The organism is Kribbella solani (assembly GCF_014205295.1).
GTDB classification, from domain to species: Bacteria; Actinomycetota; Actinomycetes; order Propionibacteriales; family Kribbellaceae; genus Kribbella; species Kribbella solani.
Map to the genome: position 1 here is coordinate 889,117 of NZ_JACHNF010000001.1, position 23,464 is coordinate 912,580.

Sequence of the window (23,464 nt, forward strand, 5' to 3'; positions counted from 1 at the left end):
CTTGTCCGTCGCGCGGGTCACAACAGATCGAACAGTTCGGAAGCGTCCGGGCGGTCGTCCTCGCCGCCGGCGACCAGCTCGTCGACGGCGACGGCGAGCTGGGCGACGGTCCGGTTCTGGTAGACCATCGGCAGCATCAGTGCGATGTCCCAGCGTTCCTGGACCTCGGTCGCCATCGATGCCACCAGCAACGAATGGCCGCCGAGCCCGAAGAAGTCGCTCTGGATTCCGACCCGATCCAGCTTCAGCAGCCGCGCCCAGAGCTCGGTCAGCACCGCCTCGGTCGCGGTTGTCGGCGGTACGTAGGTGTCGCCCGTCTGGGCCTGTTCGATGATCTCGGACAGGTCCGGCAACGCCTTGCGGTCGACCTTGCCGTTGGCCGACAACGGCAGTTCGTCCAGTGCCACGAAGTACGTCGGCACGGCGTACTCCGGCAACCGCTCCAACAGATGCGACCGCAGCTCGTCCTCGGTCGCTGGTCGGCCCGGCACCGTGGTGAGGTACGCGGCCAGCCGTTTGTCAGCGGCCGTGACCTCGTGCAGCACGATCACCGCCGACCGGACCGCCGGATGGTCGGTCAGCACCGCCTCGATCTCGCCGATCTCGATCCGGTAGCCACGGATCTTGACCTGATGATCCTTCCGGCCGGCGTACTCGATCGCGCCGTCCGCCCGGAACCGGGCCAGGTCACCGGTCGCGTACAAGCGGCCCGGACCGAACGGGTTCGCGACGAATCGCTCGGCGGTCAGATCGGGACGAGCCAAGTACCCGCGAGCCAGTTGCACTCCGCCGATGAACAACTCGCCGATCACACCGTCGGGCACCGGCGCCATCGCCCGATCCAGGATGTACAGCTGGGTGTTCGCCACCGGCCGGCCGATCGGAACCGTGGTCGCACCGGCAGCGCACTCCCAGAAGCTCACATCGACCGACGCCTCGGTCGGGCCGTACAGGTTGTGCAGCCGCGTGCCCGGCAGCGCCTCCTGCAACTGCTCCTGCACGTCGAGCGGCAGCGCCTCGCCACTGCACACCACATCCCGGAGGCCCGTACAGCGTTCGCGAACCGTTCGCTGCCGGAGGAACGCCTCCAGCATGGACGGTACGAAGTGCAGTACGCCGATGCCCTGTCGTTCGATCAGCTCCGCGAGGTACGCCGGGTCGCGATGACCGTCGGGACGGGCGAGATGCAGTCGCGCGCCAGTGATGAGCGGCCAGAAGAACTCCCACACCGACACGTCGAAGCTGAACGGTGTCTTCTGCAGGACCCGGTCGTGCGCCTGCAGCTCGTACTCACTCTGCATCCAGAGCAGCCGGTTGCAGATGCCGCGGTGCGACAACATCGCACCCTTCGGCCGTCCGGTGGAACCTGACGTGTAGATGACGTACGCCAGGTTGTCCGGGCTGAGGTCCACGTCGAGCGGAGCCGTACTGGTCAGGTGATCGTCGCGGACCTCGATCAGCCGTACGTCGTCGAGGAACTCCAACTGACCAGGCTCGACGAGTGCGATGCCCAGCTGTGCGTTCTCGGCCATGTACGCGATCCGGTCCGGCGGATAGGACGGGTCGAGTGGTACGTACGCACCACCTGCTTTGAGGATCGCCAGCAGTCCGATGACCAGCTCCAGCGACCGCTGCAGACAGACACCGACCCGAGTCTCCGGACCGACGCCGTGCTGTTGCAGCGTGCGTGCCAGTTGGTTGGCACGGGCATCCAGTTGGCCGTACGTCAGCTGATCGTCCTCGAACGACAGCGCGATCCGGTCAGGACTACTGCGTACCTGCTCCTCGAACAGGTCATGCAGTGTGGTCGGCCGCAGCATGTCGGCGTCGTAGGTCGCGTTTCGCTCGGACAGGATCTGCTCGCGCTCGCTGACGCCGAGCAGTGGGAGCTGCGCGACCGGAGTGCGTGGCTGGTCCGCGACGCCGGCCAGCAGCGTCTGGAAGTGCTCGCCAAACGTCGAAACCGTGCTCTGCTCGAACAGCGCGGTGCTGTACTCGAAGGTGAACTGCAGGCGGCCGCTTCGGCGTTGCAGACTGAGTCCCAGGTCGAACTTCGACACCCCGACGCCGGCCTGGGTCACGTCGTGAATCCACTCCGGCTGCTCGTCCGCGGTGTCCTCGAACAGCTCGTCCAGCCCGGCGAACATCACCTGGAACAGCGGCTGGTAGCTCAAACTGCGCTCCGGCCGCAGCTCCTCGACGATCCGGTCGAACGGCACCTCCTGCCGGCTCTGCGCTTCCAGCAGCTTCCGGCGGACCTGGTCGAGTACCGCGGTGAAGTCCGGATCGCCACTGAGATCGACGCGGAGCGCGACCGTGTTGACCAGGAATCCGATCAGCGGCTCGGTTTCGACCCGGCCGCGGTTGGCGATCGGGATGCCGATCACCACCTGGTCCTGACCGCTGTAACGCGACAGCAGGACCGCGAACGCGCCAAGGATCGTCACGAAGTGCGTCGTCCGCGTGTCCCGACTGAGCGCGTCCAGCCGGTCAGTCAGCTCAGCCGACAGCAGACAGGTCAGGTTGGCGCCCTCGTAGGTCTGGACGGCAGGTCGTGGGTGATCGGTCGGCAGCGAGATCAGCGCCGGCGCATCCGCCAACTGCTCCTTCCAGTACTCCAGATGCGGCCGTACGCGCTCCTCCTGCAGGCACTGCTCCTGCCAGACGGCGTAGTCGGCGTACTGGATCGGCAGCGGATCGAGCGTCTCCGAGTTGTACAGCGCGAACAGCTCGGCGTTCAGGGTCCCGACCGAGTAGCCGTCGACGATCGCATGATGCGCGCTGAAGGCCAGTACGGCCTCGTCACCGGGGAGCTGGATGAGCAGCACCCGGAACAGCGGTCCGGTGCTCAGATCGAACGGTTCGGTCCACAGCTCGTGGGTGAGCGCCTGCACCGACTGCTCGTCGTACCTAGGTAGATCGGCCACCGAGAGGACGACCGGGCCGGTGTCGGCGATGGTTTGCCACAACCGACCGTCGGCCTCCTCGAAGGTAGTGCGTAGTGTCTCGTGCCGCTGGATCAGCTCACCTAGCGCACGTCGCAGCCGGTCCGGGTCGACCGCACTGGTGCGGTGCAGCAGCCAGCCAACGGTGTACAGCGGACTGTCGGGGTGCAGCCGCTCCAAGTACCAGACCCGGCGCTGATCGAACGTCGCCGGAATCCGCCCGTCGCGCGGTACCGGGACCAGCGGGACAGCCCCACCGGCCTGGTCGAGCCGCACGAGCTGGTCGACCTCGGCCGCGACCTGCGCGATCGTCGGCTGCTCGAAGATCACCCGGACCGGCAGCTGGACCGCGAATGTCTGCTGCACCCGGGCAACCACCTTGGTAGCCAGCAGGGAGTGCCCGCCGAGGCTGAAGAAGTCATCGAAGACACCCAGCGACCCCTGCTCGAGCACCTCCGCCCAGATGCCCGCTAGCTGGGCCTCGGTCGCGCTGCGCGGGGGAGTGGCGCCGGTACGGGAAGCTGGGTTGTCGCCGGGCAGCGGGAGTTCCTTGCGGTTCACCTTGCCGTTGCTGTTCAGCGGCAGCCGATCAAGCAGTACGAAGGTCGACGGGACCATGTACGCGGGCAGTTGCTCCCGCAGGTGCGCCTTGAGCAGGTCGGTCAGGTCAGCCGGTTGCTCGTGCGCGGCGACGTACGCCACCAACCGCCGGCTGGAGCCATCCGGTTGGGCGAGCGTGACGCAGCTGTGTACGAGCGGGTGCTGGTCGAGGACCGCATCGATCTCGCCGAGCTCCATCCGGAACCCGCGAATCTTCACCTGGTTGTCCGTGCGCCCGACGAACTCCACATTCCCGTCCGGCAGGTACCGAACCAGGTCACCGCTCTTGTACAGCCGCCCGCCGGGCTCCGGGCCGAACGGGTCCGCGACGAACGTCTCGGCCGTCAGTCCGGCCCGGTTCAGGTAGCCCCGGGTCAGACCGGCGCCGCCGATGTACAGCTCCCCGGGTACGCCCGGCGGGACCGGCTGGAGGGTGGAGTCGAGGACATAGACGCGCGCGTTGGTGATCGGCCGGCCGATGTGGATGACGTCGAGGTTCTCGTCGGTGTGCGTGCCGGTGGCGAAGATCGTCGTCTCGGTCGGTCCGTACACGTTGAAGAAGTCACGGCCGGGCGCCCAGGTCCGGATCAGGTCCGCGGGGTACGCCTCGCCGCCGACGACCAGCGTGCGCAGGTGCGGCAGCGGCGGCTCGGTCGGGAGCGTGGCCAGCGCGCCCGGGGTGAAGTTCAGACTCTCGATGGCACGCTCGGTCAGGACGCCGTGCAGGTCGTCGCCGATCATCCGCAGGCCCTCGGGCGGGATCACCAGGGTGCCGCCGGTCATCAGCGGCAGCAGGATCTCCCAGACCGAGAAGTCGAAGCTGAGCGACGCCACCTGCAGGACGTTCTGGCGCCGGCTGAAGCAGGCGTTCCGGTCGATCCACGGCGCGACGTGCTGGAGGCACTCGTGGGCGACCATGACGCCCTTCGGCTTCCCGGTCGAGCCGGAGGTGTAGATGAGGTAGGCGAGGTTCTCGGGGGTCAGCCCGCTCACCGGTGACTCGGTCCGGTCCGACGCCACTGACGCCCAGTCGGTGTCCAGACAGAGCGTCGGCAGGTCGGCCGCGGGTACCTTTGGCAGCAGATGTGACTGGGTCAGGAGCAGAACCAGGCCGGCGTCGCGCACTACGTACGACATCCGTTCCAGTGGGTAGCGCGGGTCGATCGGGACGTACGCTCCACCGGCCTTGAGGACCGCCAGCAGGCCGATCACGCTCTCCAGCGAGCGTTCAAGGCAGAGGCCGACCAGGGTTTCCGGTCCGACGCCGTGGTCGCGCAGCCAGTGCGCCAGCTGGTTGGCACGGCTGTTCAGCTCGACGTAGCTCAGCTGCTCGTCGTGGTACACGACGGCGACCGAGTCCGGAGTCACCCGGACCTGCTCGCGGAACAGCTCGTGCAGATACGTCGGTCCGTCCTCGGAGGTGCTCTCGCTGCTCCACACCTCCACAGCGAGGCTGCGCTCGTGGTCAGTGACCATCGCGACCTGGCCGAGCGGCTTGTCCGGTGTGGCCGCCAGGTCAAGGCAGATGTGGCGCAGGTGCTCGAAGAGTGACTCGATCGAGGGGTCGTCGAACCGCTGCGGGTCGAAGAAGACGTTCACACCGATCCGCGCGTCCGCTGTGATCACGACGTTCAACGGGTAGTGCGTCTGCTCCCGCGAGCTGGTCGCCTCGAGCCGCAGTCCGCCCGTACGCCGGGTGTCCTCCGGGTAGTTCTCGAAGACGAACAGTGTGTCGAACAGTGGCGTACCCGGTGGGAGCTCGCTCCACTGCTGCACTTGCCCGAGCGGGCTGTAGTCGTACTGGCGGAGCTGTACGGTCTGCTCCTGCAGTTGGCCGAGCCACTCGACTACGGACGTACCCGGAGGCACCTGGACGCGCAGCGGCAATGTGTTGATGAAGAGACCGGCCATCCGGTCGACACCATCCAGGTCACCCGGCCGGCCCGCACTGACCGTTCCGAAGACCACGTCGTCCGTTCGCGCGTACCGGCTGAGCAGTAGTGCCCAGGCGCCTTGCAGGACGACGTTGAGCGTCAGTCCATGCGCTTGCGCGAAGTCCCGGAGGCGGGTGCTTTCGCTCTCGGTGAGGAAGAAGTCGGTCCGGAGCTGCGGAGCCAGCTGGTCTGGACCGTCAGTGATCCGCGAGCCGAGCGGAGTGGGCGGTTCGAGTCCTTGGAGGGTCTCGCGCCAGTAGCTCTCGGCCTGGTGCAGGTCCTGCTGCTCCAGCCAGGCGACGTACTCGCGGTACGGCAGCACGGGCAAGTTGGTGAGGTGACTACCGGCGGCGAGCGCGTCGTAGTACTCAGCGGCATCGTTCAGGACCAGGCCGATGCTCCAGCCGTCCAGGATCGCGTGGTGGGCGCTGAACACCAGCTGGTAGGAGCTGTCCGCGGTGCGGGCGAGCAGCATCCGCCACTGCGGCGCGTCCGGCGGTACGAAACCACGCTCGCGATCATGACCGAGGTACTGCTGGAGGAGCTCGTCGGCGTTGCCGGAACGCCAGTCCTGCGTCCGCAGCGGTACGTCGAGGGTGTTCCAGACGAGCTGATCGGTCTCGCGGAAGCTGGTGCGCAGAATCGGGTGGCGGCGCATCACGTACGCCCATGCCTGCTGGAAGGTGGCGACCTCCAGGTCGTGGTCGATCCGTACGATCAGCTGGACGTGGTAGATGCCTTCACCCTGCGCGTACCGGCTGTGGAACCAGAGTCCTTGCTGAATGGGCGTCTGCGGGTAGCAGTCCTCGAGCGGACGTGGTGCCGAGGTCCACGCAGGGTGTTCCTGCAACTCGCCGATCAGGGTGTCCAGGGCGTCCTGGTTCATCCCACTCAACGGGAGATCGGCGGGGGAGTAGCCGTTGACCTCCGGCCGGGCCGCCTCCTCGCCGAGCTGCCGCAGCACGTCGCGGGCCTGGTCTGCCACCCGCCGGATGGTCTGCCGGCGGTGCGCGTCGTGGTTGTAGACCCACCGCAACCGCAGCCGGCCGGCGTGGAGGTGGCCGACGATGTCGATCAGGTACGGACGTTCGTTGCGCCCGTCCTCGTCCGGTCCGACCGAACCGAAGGACTGGTCGACTTGGCCGAGGTAGTTGAAGCTGATCTCCGCAGGTAGCTCAGTGCCGTCCGCAAGCAGCCCGTACCCGATGCCGTTGCGTGGGCGTTGCCGTAGCGACTCCTTGACCTGCTTGAGACCGTCGCCGAGACCGGTCGGAACAGGCAGTCGAACAGGTGAGACCGTGGTGAACCAGCCGACAGTCCGGGTGACATCGACCTCTTCGAAGAGCTCCTCCCGACCATGTCCTTCCAGGTCGATCCGTACGTTGCCGTCCTGAGTCCAGGCGCCGACCGCGGCCGCTACTGCGGTCAGCAGCACGTCGTTGATCTGCGTGTTGAACCGGGCCGGCACGGCGTGCAGCAGCGCATTGGTCTCCGCGACAGTCAGAACGGTGTCAACGACGCGGCTGCGGTCGACGGTGTTCCGGTCGGTGGGTCCGTCGAGGGGTAGCGGTCGTACCGGTTGGGTCTGTTCCGCCCAGTAGTCGCGCTCGTCAGCCGGTACGTCCTGCGTGAGGCGGGCGGCCCAGTGCTGCCAGGAGGTGGTCTTCGGCGGCAGCGGCTCGTTGCTGATCAGCGTACGCAGGTCTTCGAGCAGGATGCGCCAGGAGACGACGTCGACCACGAGGTGATGGATGACCAGTAGCAGCTTCGAGTCCGAGAAGAGCACTGCCCGGACGAGCGGTGCCTCGGCAATGTCCAGGCTGGCTTGCACCTGTCCCACGACGTCCGTGAGCTCGTCCAGCTCGTGCACCTGGAAGGGCAGCTCAGTGGGTACACCGGTGATCTCAGCCCGCCAGGTTTCGCCGTCCTGGTGGAAGCGGGTCCGCAGTACGTCGTGCTGTTCGAGCAGGCGGCGCAGTACGCGAGGCCAGTCGACGTCGGCGGGTACGTCGATGAGTACCGACTGGTTGAAGTGGTTGCGGTTGGTGAGCTGCCGCGACAGGAACCAGCGCTGGATCGGAGTGAGGTCGACCGGCCCGGTGACGATGCCCTGGTCGGCGTCGAGAGTCGTGGCGGCACGCTCCTGCACCACGGGAGCGAGCTCGGCGATGGTCGGGTGCTGGAAGAACTGTTTGACGGTGAAGTGCAGGCCGAGCTGCTTCGCGCGGAACACCACCTGCAGGCTGAGGATCGAGTCACCGCCGAGCGCGAAGAAGCTGTCCTGCACTCCCACCGGCTGGTCGAGGCCCAGCACCGACTGCCAGATCTCGGCGAGGTGCTGCTCGACCGGCGTTCTTGGCGCGACGTGGTCCCGGCCGGCGGCCGCGGGGTCGATGGGTACGGCGGTCAGTGCCTTCCGGTCGATCTTGCCGTTCGTCGTCACCGGCAGGCTGTCCAGGGCGACGAAGCCGGCCGGGATCATGTACTCGGGCAGCCGGTCGCTCAGGAACGACCGCAGCTCGTCCACGTCGAGCGTGTCCCGTGGCTTGAGGTACGCGATCAGCCGCTTCTGCTCGTGCAGCAGAACAGCGACCTGGCGTACCTCCGGATGCAGCGCCAGCGTGGCCTCGATCTCGCCGAGCTCGACCCGGAACCCGCGGATCTTGACCTGGTCGTCGACCCGTCCGAGCAACTCCAGGTTGCCGTCGGGGAGCATCCGGGCCAGGTCACCGGTCCGGTACAGCCGGCCGCCGTCGCCGCCGAACGGGTCCGCGACGAAGCGGTCGGCGGTCAGATCCGGCCGGCCGAGGTACCCACGAGCCACCCCGGCACCGCCGACGTACAACTCGCCCGCGACGCCTTCGGGCAGCGGCTGGTGGCTGTCGTCCAGGATGTACAGCTTGGTCCCGGTCAGCGGCCGGCCGATGTGCACCCGCGCCAGATCACTGGTGTACTGCGCCAGGCAGACGCCGACGGTGGTTTCGGTCGGGCCGTAGCCGTTGACGAATATGCGGCCGTTCGCCCAGGCGCGGACCAGGTCGAGCGGGCAGGGTTCGCCGCCGACAGTGAGACAGCGCACCGACGGCAGCGAGTCCTCGGGCAGCGTCGACAGCGCGGACGGCGTCAGGCTGACGTTCTCGACGTACTCCTCGAGCAGCAGCTCGGCCAGCGCCGGGCCCATCATCGGCAGGTCCGGCGGCGGCAGCACGAGCGTGCCACCGGACAGCAGGGCCATGGCGAGTTCCCAGACCGAGATGTCGAAGTTGAGCGAGGTCCCCTGCAGTACGCGCTGGGGTGTTTCCAGGCCGTAGTTCCGCTGCTGCCATTGGGTGAGTGCACGGAACCCGCGGTGGGTCACGGCGACGCCCTTGGGCCGGCCGGTCGAGCCCGACGTGTAGATCACGTACGCGAGGTCGTCCGTGCTGCTGTCTGGCGCCGGAGGTTCGGTGGGCAGCTGACTGAGCTGCTCCCACAGCTCCTCGATGGTCAGCACTGTCGCCTCGTTGACAGGCAGGACGTCGACCGTGCCGCGCTGCGCGAGCACGATCGACGTAGCGCTGTCGGTGACCATGTACTCGAGCCGCTCGCGTGGGTATGCCGGATCGAGCGGGACGTACGCGGCACCGGCCTTGAGGATGGCCAGCAGGCCGATGACCATCTCCAGCGAGCGCGAGATGCAGAGGCCGACCAGACTCTCCCGGCCGACTCCACGGGCCTGGAGGTTGTGCGCCAGCCGGTTGGACCACTCGTCCAGTGCTCCGTACGTCAGCTGGTGGCCGCCGTACGCCACCGCTACCCGGTCCGGGTACCGCTCGGCCCGCTCGCGGAACAGCTCGTGGAAGGGCGCCGGGCGGTGCAGTTGTTCGAGCCGCTGCCGCAGTGCGGTCTGCTGCTCGGTCGAGAGGTTCCCGACTCGCTGGGCAAGGGATTCACTCATTGTCCGACTCCTCTCGATCGGTGCTGGCCTGTACCTCCGCGAGCAGTTGCTCAAGGATGAACCGCTCCTCGCCGCTCGCGATCCCGTCCAGGAACGTCGTCAGGTCGGTCCCGTCGGTCTCGCCCTGCTCCAGTACGCGCCGCCGCTCTTCGTCGGTCAGTACGGTGATCTCGCCGAGCCGGATGCCTGGTTGCCGGACCAGCTGCGTACAGATCTGCTCGAACTGCGCCAGCAGGCGACTGACCGTGCGCTCGTCGAAGTACCCGGCGTCGTACTGCGCCGACAGCGCGACCGCCTCCTCAACCGCCACGACCAGAGCCAGTGGGTAGTTGCTGCGCTCCTCGGAATCAACCAGCTCGAACTGCAAGGACGCAGCGTCGTCGCGGCCGACCGGGTAGTTCTCGAACACGAACAGCGTGTCGAACAGCGGCGTACCGGTTGGCAGTGCCGCCCACTGCTGGATCTGGTTGAGCGGCGTGTAGTCGTACTGCCGCATGTGTACGTTGCGCTGCTGCAGTTGATGCAGCCAGTCCAGTACGCCGGACTGATGCGGCGTACGGATGCGCAGCGGCAGCGTGTTGATGAACAGACCGACCATGTTCTCGACGCTCGGCAGATGCGGAGGCCGGCCGGAGGTGATCGTGCCGAAGGTGACATCGGTCGAGTTGGTCTGCCTACTGAGCAGCAGCGCCCACGCACCTTGCAGGACGGTGTTCAGTGTGAGCTGGTGACGGTGGGCGAACTCGCGAAGCTCAGCTGTCAGAGCAGGGCTCAGCTGACGATCCGCCCGGGCCTGACCGGCTCCGGTGGTCCGGGGCTCGGCAGACAGCGGAGTTGGTGGCTGTAGCTCTTCCAGAGCTTGGCGCCAGTACGCCTCGGCCTCCTGCAGGTCCTGCTCCTGCAACCAGGCAACGTAGTCGCGGTACGGCGGGGTAGCCGGCCGCTCACCGGTTCTGTTCGCCTCGTAGTAGTGCGCGACATCGTTCAGGATCAGGTGGATGCTCCAGCCGTCCAGGATCGCGTGGTGCGCGCTCCACACCAGCTGGTAGCTGCTCTCGCCGGTGCGAGCCAGTAGCAGTCGCCACTGCGGCGCATCCTCCGGTACGAAGGCTCGCGCGCGATCCTGTTCGAGGTAGTGGGTGAGCTGGTTGTCCGTACGCCAGTCCTCGGTTCGCAGTGGTACGTCGAGGGCGTCCCAGACGAGCTGCAGCGGCTGGTCGGCATCGGCTCCGGAGAAGCTGGTGCGGAGGATCGGGTGCCGGCGCATGACCTGCGACCAGCTCTGCCGGAAGGCGGCGACGTCCAGGTTGGGGTGGTCGAACCGCAGGATCAGCTGGACGTGATAGACACCTTCGCCTTCCGCGATTTGACTCTGGAACCAGAGACCTTGCTGGATTGGTGTTTGCGGGTAGCAGTCCTCGAGCGGTCGTCGAGCGGCCGCCCACCGGGGGTGTGCCCGAAGCTCGTTGCACAGGCTGTCGATACCTGTCTGGGACAGACCACTCAGGGGAAGGTCCGATGGGCTGTACCCGTTCACCTCGGCCCGGTTGGCTTCGGCGGCGAGCTGCCGGAGCGTGTCCAGCGTCTGCTCGGCGACCCGTTTGATCGTGCGCTCGTCGTGCGCCTGGCTGTAGGTCCACTCCACGTGCAGCTGGCCGTCGCGGAGGTGGCTGACGATGTCGATCAGGTACGGGCGCTGGTTGTCCGCATCCCAGTCCGGTCCGGCCGACCCGAGCGCATGCTCGAACTGACCGAGGTGGTTGAAGCTGATCTGCGCCGGAGCTTGCCTGTCGAAGTCGGTGCCGTACGCAAGTAGTCCGTACCCGATGCCGCGCCGTGGCCGGTCGTGCAGCTGTTCCTTGATCTGCTTGAGCCCCTGGGTGAGGTCACTGGGCACCGGCAGCCGGACCGGCGAGATGGTCGTGAACCAGCCGACGGTCCGGGTGACGTCCACATCGGCGAACAAGTCCTCGCGGCCGTGCCCTTCGAGGTCGATCCGGACGTGGTCGTCATGTGTCCAGGCACCTATCGCCGCGGCGACCGCCGTCAGGAGCACATCGTTGATCTGGGTGTTGAAGGTAGCCGGGACGTCATGCAGCAGCGCGTCGGTCTCGTCCACGCCGAGCACGGCTTCGTACACACTGCTGTGGCCGATGGAGTTGTCGTCCGCGGGCCGGTCGAGGGGGATCGGCCGGGTCGGAGTGGCCTGCTCGTTCCAGTAGGCCAGCTCGCCGGGTACGACGGCTTGGCCGAGCCTGCTGCCCCACTGCGGCCAAGAGGTCGTCTTGGGCGGCAAGGGCTCGTCGCGCAGCAGCGTGTGGAGGTCTTCCACGATGATGCGCCAGGAGACGACATCGACGACCAGGTGATGGACGACGAGGAGCAGCTTCGACTGTTCGCCAGTGAACAGGACGGCGCGTACGAGTGGCGCGTCGGCAAGATCGAGGTCGGCCTGGACCCGCGCCGCGATCTCGGGCAGGTCGCCGAGTTGGTGTACCTCGAAGGGCACCGCGTCGGGGAGCCCGGCAATTTCGGCCCGCCACTCGGTCCCGTCGTACTGGAAGCGGGTGCGCAGGGCATCATGATGTGCGAGCAGTTGGCGTAGTACGCGGTCCCAGTCGGCCTCCGCCGGCACGTCGATCAGCACGGACTGGTTGAAGTGGTCGGGGTTGGTGAGGTTCTGCTCGAAGAACCAGCGCTGCACGGGTGTCAGCTCGGCCGGACCGGTCACCAGCCCTTGCTCGGCCTGCAGATCCGGTGCTTGCTGTTGCTGGGCGATCGGAGCGAGCTCGGCGATCGTCTGGTACTGGAACAGGTGCTTGACCGCGAAGTGCAGCCCGACCTGGCGGGCGCGGAACACCACCTGCAGGCTGAGGATCGAGTCACCGCCGAGCGCGAAGAAGCTGTCGTGTAGGCCGATCGGCCGGCGCGCGCCGAGTACGCCCTGCCAGATCCGCGCGAGCTGCCGCTCGACGGCGGTCCGCGGCGCGACGTACTCGCGTCCGCTCGCGGAGTGGTCCTCCCACGGCACTTCCGCGAGTGCCTTCCGGTCGACCTTGCCGTTCGGGCTGAGCGGAAGCGACGGCACCGGCACGTACACGCCGGGGACCATGTAGTCGGGCAGCCGTTCGCTGAGGAAGGACTGCAGGTCCTCGACGACGAGGGTGTCTCGCGGCCGGACGTACGCGACCAGCCGCTTGCTGTTGCCGTGGACGAGGACGGCGCACTCACGGACGTCGGGATGCTGCGCGAGGGTGGCCTCGATCTCGCCCGGCTCGACCCGGAACCCGCGGATCTTGACCTGGTCGTCGGCCCGTCCGAGCAGCTCGATGGTGCCGTCCACCCGCAACCGGGCCAAATCCCCGGTCCGATACAACCGCCCACCCGCGCCACCCGTGCTGCCCGCACCTCCCGCGCCGTCGCTGCCGAACGGGTTGGCGACGAAGCGCTCGGCCGTCAGGTCCGGTCGGCGCAGGTAGCCGCGTGCCAGCCCGGCGCCGCCGAGGTACAGCTCACCGGCAACCCCGACCGGAACCGGCTCCATCCCCGCATCGAGAACCAGCCCGGCCATGTTGTCCAGCGGCCGCCCGATCGGGATCAGCGACGGCACGTCATCCGTCGGCGCGATCCGGTAGCTGGTCGCGAACGTAGTCGTCTCGGTCGGCCCGTAGCCGTCAACGATCGTCAATCCGGGACAGGCCGCGCGTACCCGGCGCACCGCGTCCGCCTGCACCGCGTCACCACCGGCCCAGAGTTCGGCCAGCCCGGACATGCACCCGGGATCCTCCTCGGCAAACAGATGGAACAACGCCGCGGTCAGCCAGGCAGCCGAGATCGCGTACGTCGGCACGAGCTCGCGCAACACCTCCGGGCTGATCGCACCAGGCGGCGCGAGTACGACCCGACCGCCGGAAAGCAACGGCGCCCACAGCTCGTACGTTGACGCGTCGAACGCCTGCGGCGAATGCAGCAGCACGCACTCGTGCTTCTCGAACCGGCTGTCCATCGCCAAGTACGCGACATCGGCATGCGTGACAGCAACGCCCTTCGGCCGTCCGGTCGAGCCTGACGTGTACATCACGTACGCCAGGTCGTCGGTTGTGCTGTCGAGCGCCGGTGGTGTCGCCGGGAGTTGCGCGAGCTCGGCCCAAGCGTCTTCGACGGTCACGGTCGTCGCGTCGGACTCGGGGAGCACGTCCACGGCCGACTGCTGCGCCAGTACTACTGACATCGCCGCGTCATCCACCAAGTACGCCAACCGGTCACGCGGGTAGGACGGGTCGAGCGGTACGTACGCGCCGCCGGCTTTCAGTACTGCGAGCGTGGCGACGATCAGCTCCACCGAACGGGAGATGCACAACCCGACCAGACTCTCCCGGCCGACGCCGCAGCCGAGCAGTAGCTGGGCCAGCTGGTTCGAGTGCTGTTCCAGCGCTTCGTACGTGACCTGGTGGTCGCCGAAGGTCACAGCCACCTGGTCCGGGCGCTGCTCGGCCAAGTCCTGGAAGAGCTGATGAACCGGCTTGACTGTCACCTCGGTCCGGGTGCCCTGAGCAGCAGCGGTGAGTTGCCGGCGTTCGGCGTCGTCGATCATCGGCAGGTGCTGTACACGACCCTCTGGATGCGTCAGCACCGACTGGAGCAACAGCTCGAAGTGGTCGGCCATCCGGGCAACGGTCGGCTCCGCGAACAGATCAGTGCTGTACTCGAACCCGAACCGCAGTCCCTCCGGCGCGGACTGGATCATCAGCGTCAGGTCGAACCGGGAGACGCCGACACTCATGCCCTGTTCAGCCAGCTCACGCATCCACGGCTTCGGTTGCGCCAGTGCGGACGCGTGGTCCAGCATCGGCAGGCTCTCGTCCGCGAACATCACCTGGAACACCGGGTTGTGACCAAGGTCGCGCACCGGGCGCAGCGCCTCGACCAGCCGCTCGAACGGAATGTCCTGATGGCTCTGGGCGTCGAACAGCTTCCGCCGTACCTGATCCAGTACGTCCTCGAAGCTCGGGTTGCCGCGCAGGTCGACGCAGAGCGCGACCGTGCTGACCAGGAAGCCGACCATCGGTTGCAGCTCGGCGCGGTACCGGTCCGCGATCGGTACGCCGATCACCACCACGTCCTGGCCGCTGTAGCGCGACAGTAGTACCGCGAAGCTGCTGAGCATGGTGATGTACTGCGTCACCTGGTGCTCGCGACTGAGCTGTGCGAGTTGCTCGGTCAACTCGGCCGACAACTGCCGATTCAGGAACTCACCGGTGAACCGCTGCTCGTCCGGCCGCGGGAAGTCAGTGGGCAGTGTCAACAGCTCCGGTGCATCGGCCAACTGCGCTTTCCAGTAGTCCAGATGGAAGTCGAGCAGGTCCTCCTGCAACCAGTGCTGTTGCCAAACGGCATAGTCGGCGTACTGGACCTCGAGTGGCTGTAGGGCAGCCGGGACCTCATCAGCCAGTGCCCGGCAGAGCTGGAGGAACTCCTGTCCGAACACACCGATCGAGTAGCCGTCGAACACGGTGTGGTGCGCGCTGAGTACCACTACCTGGTCAGTGCCGGACAGCTTGATCAGCTCGGCGCGTAGTAGCGGTCCGGCGGACAGGTCGAACGGCTGGTCCCACCACTGACGGATCTCGGCCTTGGCGCGCTGCTCGCATTCCTCCTCGGGTAGCGCGGAGAGGTCGACCTCGGGCAAGGCGATGGGGGAGTCCGGTGCGATCACCTGCCAGACCTGACCGTCGGCCTCGCGGAACGTCGTACGCAGCGGCTCGTGGCGGTTGATCAGCTCGTGCAGCGCGTTGCTGACGATCGCCGGCTCGATGTAGGTCGGCAGCGGGATCAGCCAGTTGACCGTGTACGAGGTGGTGCCCGGGCTGAGGCGGTCGATGAAGAACAGCCGCTGCTGGTCGAACGTCGCGGGCAGTGGACCGCCGCGCGGGGTGGCGACGAGCGGGCGAGTCGGTACGGGCAGCGCGGCGACCTGGCGTTGCTGGAGTTCGAGCGCGACCTCGGCGATCGTGGGGAGGTCGAACAGCAGGCGTACCGGGAGCTCCAGGCCGAACACCTGGCGGATCTTGGTGACCAGTTGGACGGCGAGCAGCGAGTGCCCACCGAGGTCGAAGAAGTTGTCGAGCACTCCGATCGGGGACCGGGCCAGGATGCGCTCCCAGATCGAGACCAGCAGTGCCTCGGTGGTGTTGCGCGCCGGCACCAGAGTGGCGGACTCGGCAACGGCCGGCGTACGCGGCAACAGCAGCGCGTTCCGATCGAGCTTCCCGCTGGCCGTCACCGGCAGCGCATCCAGCGCCACCAACTCACTCGGCACCATGTACCCAGGCAGCCGCTCCTCCAGATAGGTCTTCAGCTGAGGCAGCAGCAGTTGCTGAATCTCCCCCTTGAGCGGCTCGTTGGCGAAGCCCACCCAGTCATCAGCTGCCGAGCCCGGTACAACGAGCTCAGCTGCTGTGAAGTCGTCCGCCCCTCGGCTGATCAGGACCGCGTAACTGCCGTCAGCCCCGTGGCGGCTCCAGTCGACCGCGCAGGTGTAGCCAAGGGCAGCCAGGGCTTCCCGCAACTCTTCCGGCTCGACACCCTTCGGTTCGAACGTCTGCGCGCGCCAGGCCTCAACGGTCTCCAGCCCGGATCCACCCTTCAACCAGCGCAGCGTGCTTACAGCTTCCTCAACTCGCGCGTTCGGCACATTGAGCAGTCGCAGCCGCGCAGGCTGATCCGTCGTCAGCCGCGTACACAACTCGTCGAGCGTGAGCTGCTCATCGCTCCAGTCGACCTCCGGAGCAGCCGTTCCAGCGCCGTCACCCAAACCGCCGACGTGCAGCACCACCTGGTACCGGAACATCGCCATCTCGTTGGCGTCGCGGGTAGCGTGCGGCCGGACCTCCACCCGCGACACCCGGCCGCTGTCCGCCGCCCACGCCCGGAAGAACGCCGGCGCGACGGTCAGCTCTTCTTCCTGCTGTACGCGGTGTTGTACGCGCTGCCGCAACTGCTGCCGGGTAGTACTGCCGGGCGCGCGGCTGATCTCAACGCTCGCGTGGAACGTCTCCAGCAACGGAAAGCTGCGAACGTCCCCGACGACGATCCGCCCGCCGTCACTCACCCGATCGAGCGCACCGTCCAGTACCCGACGCAGGTAGTCAGCACCAGGGAAGTACTGGATGACCGAGTTGATCACCACGGTGTCAACCGGTTCGACCGCCAGCCCAGCCAGATCATCAGCCTCACACCGGTGCAGTACGACCCGCTCCGCGCGATCAACCCCGAGCCGAGACCGGACCGCGTCCAGTGCCGAGGCAGAGAAGTCCGTTCCGTAGTACCGCTCGCAGTGCTCGGCCAACGGGAGCAGCAGCAAACCGGTTCCACAGCCGATCTCCAGTACGGTCTGTGGCTCGTACCGGCGGATCAGCGCCACCGTGGTCTCCTGCCACGCCCGCATCTGCTCAACCGGGATGGCCTGCCCGGTGTAGCTGCTGTTCCAACCGGAGAAGTCGTTTCCGTCCTCGGACGAGAGCCCGGCGGCCGGATCGAACGCGTCGTACACCTCGCGCCACCGATCGACCCGTCGCTCAGCCAGTGAGTCCGTCTGCCGCTGCACGACCGACCGCGCCCGCTGCGGATGCGGCACCAGATACGAGACCAGTGACCGGTTGCCGGTCTCGTCCTCGCGCACCACGGTCGCCGCGTCCTGCACCACCGGATGCTCGGTCAGCAGACTGTCGATCTCGCCAAGCTCGATCCGGTACCCGCGAATCTTGACCTGGAAGTCGGTCCGCCCGAGGAACTCCAGGTTGCCGTCCGGCCGCCACCGCGCCAGGTCACCGGTCCGGTAGATCCGCTCACCCGGCACGGTCGCGAACGGTGACGCGAGGTACTTGCTCGCGGTCAACTCCGGCTCGTTCGCGTACCCGTCGCTCAGACAGGGCCCACCGATGTACAGATCACCCGGCACATCAAGTGGGCACGGGCGCAAGCTCCGGTCGAGTACGTAGTACCGCGCGTTCTGAATCGGCTTCCCGTACGGGATGCTCGACCAGGCCGGGTCCACCACGTCGATCGGGAAGAAGTTCGACCACACCGTCGCCTCGGTCGCGCCACCAAGACCGATGACGTTGACGTTCGGGAACGCGGCCTTCAGCAGCTCGGGCGACTGCACCGGAATCCAGTCACCGCTCATGAACACCAGCCGCAGCGCCGGCGACGCCGGTTGGATCGATCCATCGTCATCGGTCGGCAGGAACGGAACCATCTGCATCAGCGCCGCCGGCGCCGAGTCCCAGAACGTGATCGGCTCACCGGTCAGATACGCGAGCAGGTTCGCGGGCTCCTGCACGTCCTCGCCGGTCGCGATCCGGATCGACCCGCCGGCCGCCAGGATGCCGAAGACGTCGTACACGGACAGGTCGAAGGTCAGCGCGGTGATGAACAGGATGCGGTCCCCGGCGCCGACCGAGAACGTGTTGTTCACCCACTCGATCAGGTTCACCGCCGGGAAGTGCGCGACCGAAACCCCCTTCGGTGACCCAGTGGATCCGGAGGTGAAGATGATGTACGCGATGTCCTCCGGCCGGCCGCGCAACGGCAGGTTGCCCACCGGCATCCGGTCCAGCACGGCCGCCGAGTCGACACAGACGACGTGCGCGAGGTCGGGCAGCGGATCGGCGGACCGGATTCGCGGTACGAGCACCTCCTGGGTCAGCAGGCACTTGATCCGCAGCGAGTCGAGAATCCAGTGCCAGCGCTTGACCGGCGCGTTGGCATCGAGCGGAACGTAGGTCGCGCCAACCTTCAGGATCCCGAGCAGCGCCGGCACCATCTCGGCCGACCGTTCCATCACGATCGCGATCTGGTCACCGCGACCGAGCCCGAGCTCCTTCAAGTGGTGCGCCACCTGGTTGGCCCGCTCGTTGACCTGGCGATAGGTCCACACCTCGTCCTCGAACAGCAGGGCAGTTGCCTCAGGCGCCTTTTCCACCCGCTGCTCGAACAGTTGCTGGATACACAGCTGCTGTGAGTACGGCGTGTCGGTGTCGTTCCACTTGCGGACGATCTCGGTCGACTCGGCCGGCGTGAGCAGCGTCAGCTCACCCAGCAACGCCTGCGGTTTGCCGACCAGCTCCGCCATCAACTGGCGGAGATGTCCGGTCAGCCGGGCGATCGTCGGCGAATCGAACCGTGCGGTGTCGTAGTGCACGGTCAGCGTGAGCCGATCGCCGGTCGTCGCCACGATGCTCAGCGGGTACGCGGCGTGGCTCTCCTCCCAGCACTTGACCAGCCGGCCGTCAGTCTGTGCTTCCTCGACCGTGACAACCGTCTGGAAGAGCTCTTCACCCGGCCCGATCCCGCTCCACTGCTGAATCTGCAGCAGGGGAGCGTACTCGTGCCGCTGTGCTTCCTCGTACCGTTGCTGCAGGCCACGCATCCACTCCGTCCAGCCCATCGAGGGCGGTACGGCCATGCGCAGCGGCAACGTGTTGACGAGTAGTCCGGCGAGGTCCTTGATCCCTGACAGGGCAGCGGATCGGCCGGGGCTGGTGACGCCGAAGATGACGTCGCCGGTGCTCTGGTAGCAGCTCAGCAACGTCGCCCAAACTCCTTGGACGATGGTACGCAGCGTCAGCTCGTGCCGTTGAGCGACCGCACGCAACGCGGTGGTCTCGCCGTCGTCCAGTACGACCGCCTGCTGCGCGTACGCCGCGGACGTCGGCGCCTCACCGGTGCCCGGCTTGAGCTCGAACGGGAGTGGACTTGCCGCGATGGCGGCCTGAAGTTCCTTGCGCCAAAAGGATTCAGCGTCCTTGTGGTCCTGGTGAGTTGTCCAGTCGACGTAATCCCGAAATTGCGTCACTTGTTGTTCGTGCACCGTTTCGCCGGCGGTCAATTGCGCGTACGCCTGCTCGACGTCCCGAATGACGATCGCCTGGCTCGTGCCGTCCAGCAGCGCGTAGTGCAGACTCCACAACACCTGCCATCGCGCGTCATCCAGCCGGGCAACGTGTACTCGCCACAACGGCGCCTTGGACAGTACGAAGCGTTGCTCGTGATCCAATTTCAGCCGGGCCGCGAGCGCGCGGGCCTGCTGTTCCGGGTCGAGTGTTCGCAGGTCGACCTGTTCGAGCGGAACGGTGTCGCTGTTGCCGACGAGGTGTCGCGGCTCGTCACCGGCCGGTGCGTGAAAGCCGGTGCGGAGCGCCGCGTGCCGGCGCATCGCGTACGCCCAGCTGTCGCGAAAGGCACCGAGGTCCAGGTCGCCGGCCAGGTCGTACACGTTCTGGACGTGGTAGAGGCCGGTTCGGCCGCCGTGGCGGGACTGGAAGAGGATTCCCTGCTGAGCGGGCGTCAGCGGGTACGTCGAGGCGTCATGGGTATGCACAGCCGCATTCCTCCGGAATCAGGGATGTGAGGCGTCCTGTTTTCGGCATGCCGGCGCATTAGGGCAGCCCGAAGAATCACCGAACCGGCCGCGACCGAAGGGCAGCACGGATTCGAGCGATCTGGTGATCAGATCTGTGCCGGTAACGCACAGAAAATGATTGTGAAAGCGTCCGGAGCGGGACCGGAAGGTCAATTCCGCGGTAACGGCGAAAGGAAGTTCCCGGGCCTACCGCGGGCCGCGCCTGCCGAGCAGGCCGGTGCGGTGGTCCCAATCCGTCGCGGACCAGCGGGCGGTCCGGAACGCGGCGCGGCGATGGCGCCGGCGGGAGGCGGTCCGGCCGCGATGATCGCGCGGGCCGAGGTGACAGAGAGCCGTTGAAGACTTGCGATCGCCGTGGGCACAGGCGGCGCGGCGCGGCCCGGCCGGCCGGCGACTCGACGGGGGCGGCGGCTGAACGGATCCAATCGTCATAGGGCGTCCTCGATGACCAATCCCTGTGGAGTGCACAGGTGACGCGGCTTTGGCTGGTTGGGGACCGAGCTCGGGGCGGAGCCGGCGTCGATCCGTATCGTGGTACGGGTCACTGCTTTCCGTCAACTGTCAAATCACCCGGCGGATTGTTTCGTGCGCAACTTGTTGCTCAATTCGTAACTGTCTCACGTGGTCAATGAGAAATAGCTGGTGGCGGCGTTTTACTGAAGAGTATTCACGCTTTTCGGTCGGCCGTTCCGGACCTGGCCAGCGCGGCCGTGACGATCTCCAGCACCCAGGCCGGCTCGCACCGGTCGCCGCCGGCCCGTGCGCTCCGGCGCAGCCGGGACCACAGACCGGCCTTCGTCCAGGAGTGGAAATGCCGGTGTGCGGTGGCTTGCGAGATGCTGAACGCCGGTGGCAGTTGCCGCCACGCGCAGTCGCTGGTGAGCACGTAGACGACCGCGGTGAAGACCGTGCGGGCCTCGATCGGGGCCGTGCCGCCCCCTTGCGGGCGCGAGCTGAAGGACGGCAGCAGCGGGGCGACGACCGACCACAGCTCGTCGGTCACCAGGCGCTTCGAGAGCGCGCTGACGCCTCCGCTGGAACCGTTACCACGTGAGACGGTTTTGTGGCCGGGAGCAACTTGTTGGGCGCGGGCTGGGGGCGACGAAACGGCTTTGGGCGGCATAGACTCAGTTATGCCGCAGGGTCGGCCGCGCAGGCAAATCCGGGCCGCGCGCTGCCGAGCTGCTTCGAATGTCTTGTACAGAAGGGGATACCGCCCCATGGTCCTCCTGTTGTTGAACGCTTGTGCAATTCTCGCCGTGGTGATCGTCCTGCACCGCTACCTGTACCGGCGACTCGTTGCCGACGTGTCCTTCGGCTGGTGGCGACGGATCGGCGCGGTGCTGCTCGGGCTGCTGCTGGTGATGACGATCGCGGTGCTGATAGCCGGTCCCTATGAAGCACCGTTCGAGCTGTCGCGGGTGCTGGCCGTGCCGGGCCTGCTCTGGCTGACCCCGCTGCTGTACCTGACCGTCGCCCTGCTGTTCGGCGAGATCGTCAGACCGCTGCTCCGCAACGCCCTCGCTCGCAGAGCCTCCCGCGCCGCCCAACCTTCCGGCGATCCCCGATCACCCGACCGGCCGGATGCCGATGCCGATGCCGATGGTGGTCCGGTGCCGGCGGGTTCGGTGGCGACGGCCACGGATACCGACATGTCGCGGCGGGTGTTCGTGGCCCGTACGGTGGCGATCGGGAGTACGACGGTGGCCGCGCTCGCGACCGCCGAGTCGATGGCCGGATCGCCACGCCCGCCGGGCCCCGGCCTGGACGCGGTCGAGATCCTGCTGCCGTTCGCCGGCCGGTGGTCGGTCCGGAACAGTCCCGCCCGCCAGGTGCCGAGCCACGGTACCAACCTGTTCGGCTCCAGCTACGCGATCGACTTCGTCGGCGTCGACGAGCATCACCGGACGGCCGGAAGCAGCAGCTGGCGGACGATGTTCGCGACCGAGCCACCGGAGCTCTTCTTCGCGTTCGGTGTTCCGGTGCTGGCTCCGGGCGACGGCACGGTGGTCGCGATCCACGACGGCGAGCTCGATCACGAAGCACGCCGATCCCGGCTGGCGCTGGTGCCGTACATGCTCGGTCAGGCCGGCCGGCTGGCCGACGGAGTGCCTGGTCTGGCCGGCAATCACGTCGTGATCGCGCTGCGGGACAGTGGCGCGTACGCGACCCTCTGCCATCTGCGGCGTGGTTCGCTGCGCGTCGTCGTCGGCCAGCAGGTGACCGCGGGCGAACACGTCGCGAACTGTGGCAACTCGGGCAACTCGACCCAGCCGCACGTACACATCCAACTCACGAACACTTCGGACCTCGAGGCCGCGAAAGGCGTCCCGATGGTCTTCCGGCGCTTCCGCGAGTGGCCGTCCGGCTCGAAGCAGCCCCGGCTCCGCGAACACGCGATCCCGGAAGAAGACAGTGTTGTGGAATCCGTCTTGTAAGACCACAAGGAGAAGCAAGTGCGCGCAGTCGCCTTGGTGCTCGCCGTGGCGTCGACAGTTCTGTCGACCGTGCCGGCGTACGCCCAACCAGTGGGGAAGATCGTCAACGCCGGTAGTGCCGATGCGGTCGGTGGCAGTTACCTGGTGGTGCTGAAGGATGGTGCGCCGCCGGAGGTGGCCGCGAAGTACGGCGCGCGGGTGGTGGAGCGATTCGGGAGTGCACTGTCCGCGGTGCTGGTCGAGGCCCGCGAAGAACAGGCGCGAGGCTTGGCGGCGGATCCGTCGGTCAGCTTCGTGGAGCAGAACACCAAGGTTCACGGCGCATCGAAGGACCGGCCCGTGCAGTCGGCGGCAGTGCCGTGCGGGCTGGATCGGCTTGATCAGGTCGCGCTGCCGCTGGACGGGGTATATAGGTATCCGCCGAGCGCGGGCGCCGGGGTTAGCGTTTATCTGGTCGACAGCGGCATCGACTACCAGCATCCTGATTTGAAGCCGCGCGCCAAACCCGGCTTCGACGCGTTCGGCGGCGACGGCAGCGACCAGAACGGTGACGGCACCGCGATGGCCGGCGTCATCGGGGGTACGAAGTACGGCGTCGCGAAGAAGGCGACCCTGGTTTCGGTGAAGGTGCTGGACGCGGACGGCGGCGGCACGCTCGCCGGAGTGATCGCCGGGCTCGACTGGATCACCGCGCACGCGAAGAAGCCCGCGGTCGCGAACTTCGTCATCGGCTACACGTTGAGCGACGCGCTCGACGACGCCGTACGCAACTCGATCGCATCCGGCGTCACGTACGTACTGTCCGCCGGCGCGAGCACCCACGATGTGAGTACGACCTCACCCGCGCGCGTCGCGGAAGCGATCACCGTCGGATCATCGGACTGCGCCGACAAGGTCGCTGCCTTCAGCAACTACGGCGCCGGCCTCGATCTGTACGCGCCCGGGGTGGACATCCCCACCGACGCGCCAGGCGGCGGTATCACCACGCAGGAAGGCACCAACGTCTCCGCCGCCCACGCCTCGGGCGCTGCCGCCCTCTACCTCAGCAACCACCCCCGCCGAACCCCCGCCGCGGTAGCCGCCGCCCTGACCACCACCGCCATCCAAAACACCCTGACCGGGGTACCCACGCCGACCACCCCGAACAAACTCCTCCACATCTCCCGCCGCTGACCCACCCCCACGAC

Annotated in this window: 5 protein-coding genes; 2 read left to right on the plus strand and 3 right to left on the minus strand. The window is 67.3% G+C overall.

What is annotated here, in order from left to right; all coding sequences use genetic code 11:
- Positions 1-17: 17 nt before the first annotated feature.
- From HDA44_RS03925 to HDA44_RS03935, 3 genes are all read right to left on the minus strand, one after another.
- Complete coding sequence (locus tag HDA44_RS03925) at positions 18-9,416, minus strand: non-ribosomal peptide synthetase (RefSeq protein WP_184831415.1); 9,399 nt, start codon at positions 9,414-9,416, stop codon at positions 18-20.
- Positions 9,409-19,797, minus strand: a complete 10,389-nt coding sequence (locus tag HDA44_RS03930; RefSeq protein WP_184831417.1) for a non-ribosomal peptide synthetase — start codon at positions 19,795-19,797, stop codon at positions 9,409-9,411. Before HDA44_RS03930 ends, HDA44_RS03925 begins: the two co-directional genes overlap by 8 nt.
- Positions 19,798-20,506: 709 nt before the next feature.
- Positions 20,507-20,842 carry a transposase gene (locus HDA44_RS03935; protein WP_184831419.1) on the minus strand — a complete coding sequence of 112 codons (336 nt, stop codon included), beginning with the start codon at positions 20,840-20,842 and terminating at the stop codon, positions 20,507-20,509.
- A 256-nt stretch (positions 20,843-21,098) separates the two neighbouring features.
- On the opposite strand from HDA44_RS03935, the gene HDA44_RS38395 reads away from it, so the two are divergent.
- Both HDA44_RS38395 and HDA44_RS36935 read left to right on the plus strand, forming a co-directional pair.
- On the plus strand, positions 21,099-22,277 hold the full coding sequence (locus tag HDA44_RS38395; protein WP_337905618.1) for a M23 family metallopeptidase: 1,179 nt from the start codon (positions 21,099-21,101) through the stop codon (positions 22,275-22,277).
- 18 nt (positions 22,278-22,295) lie between these two features.
- Positions 22,296-23,450, plus strand: a complete 1,155-nt coding sequence (locus HDA44_RS36935) for a S8 family serine peptidase (protein ID WP_202887144.1) — start codon at positions 22,296-22,298, stop codon at positions 23,448-23,450.
- The last annotated feature ends 14 nt before the right edge of the window (positions 23,451-23,464 follow it).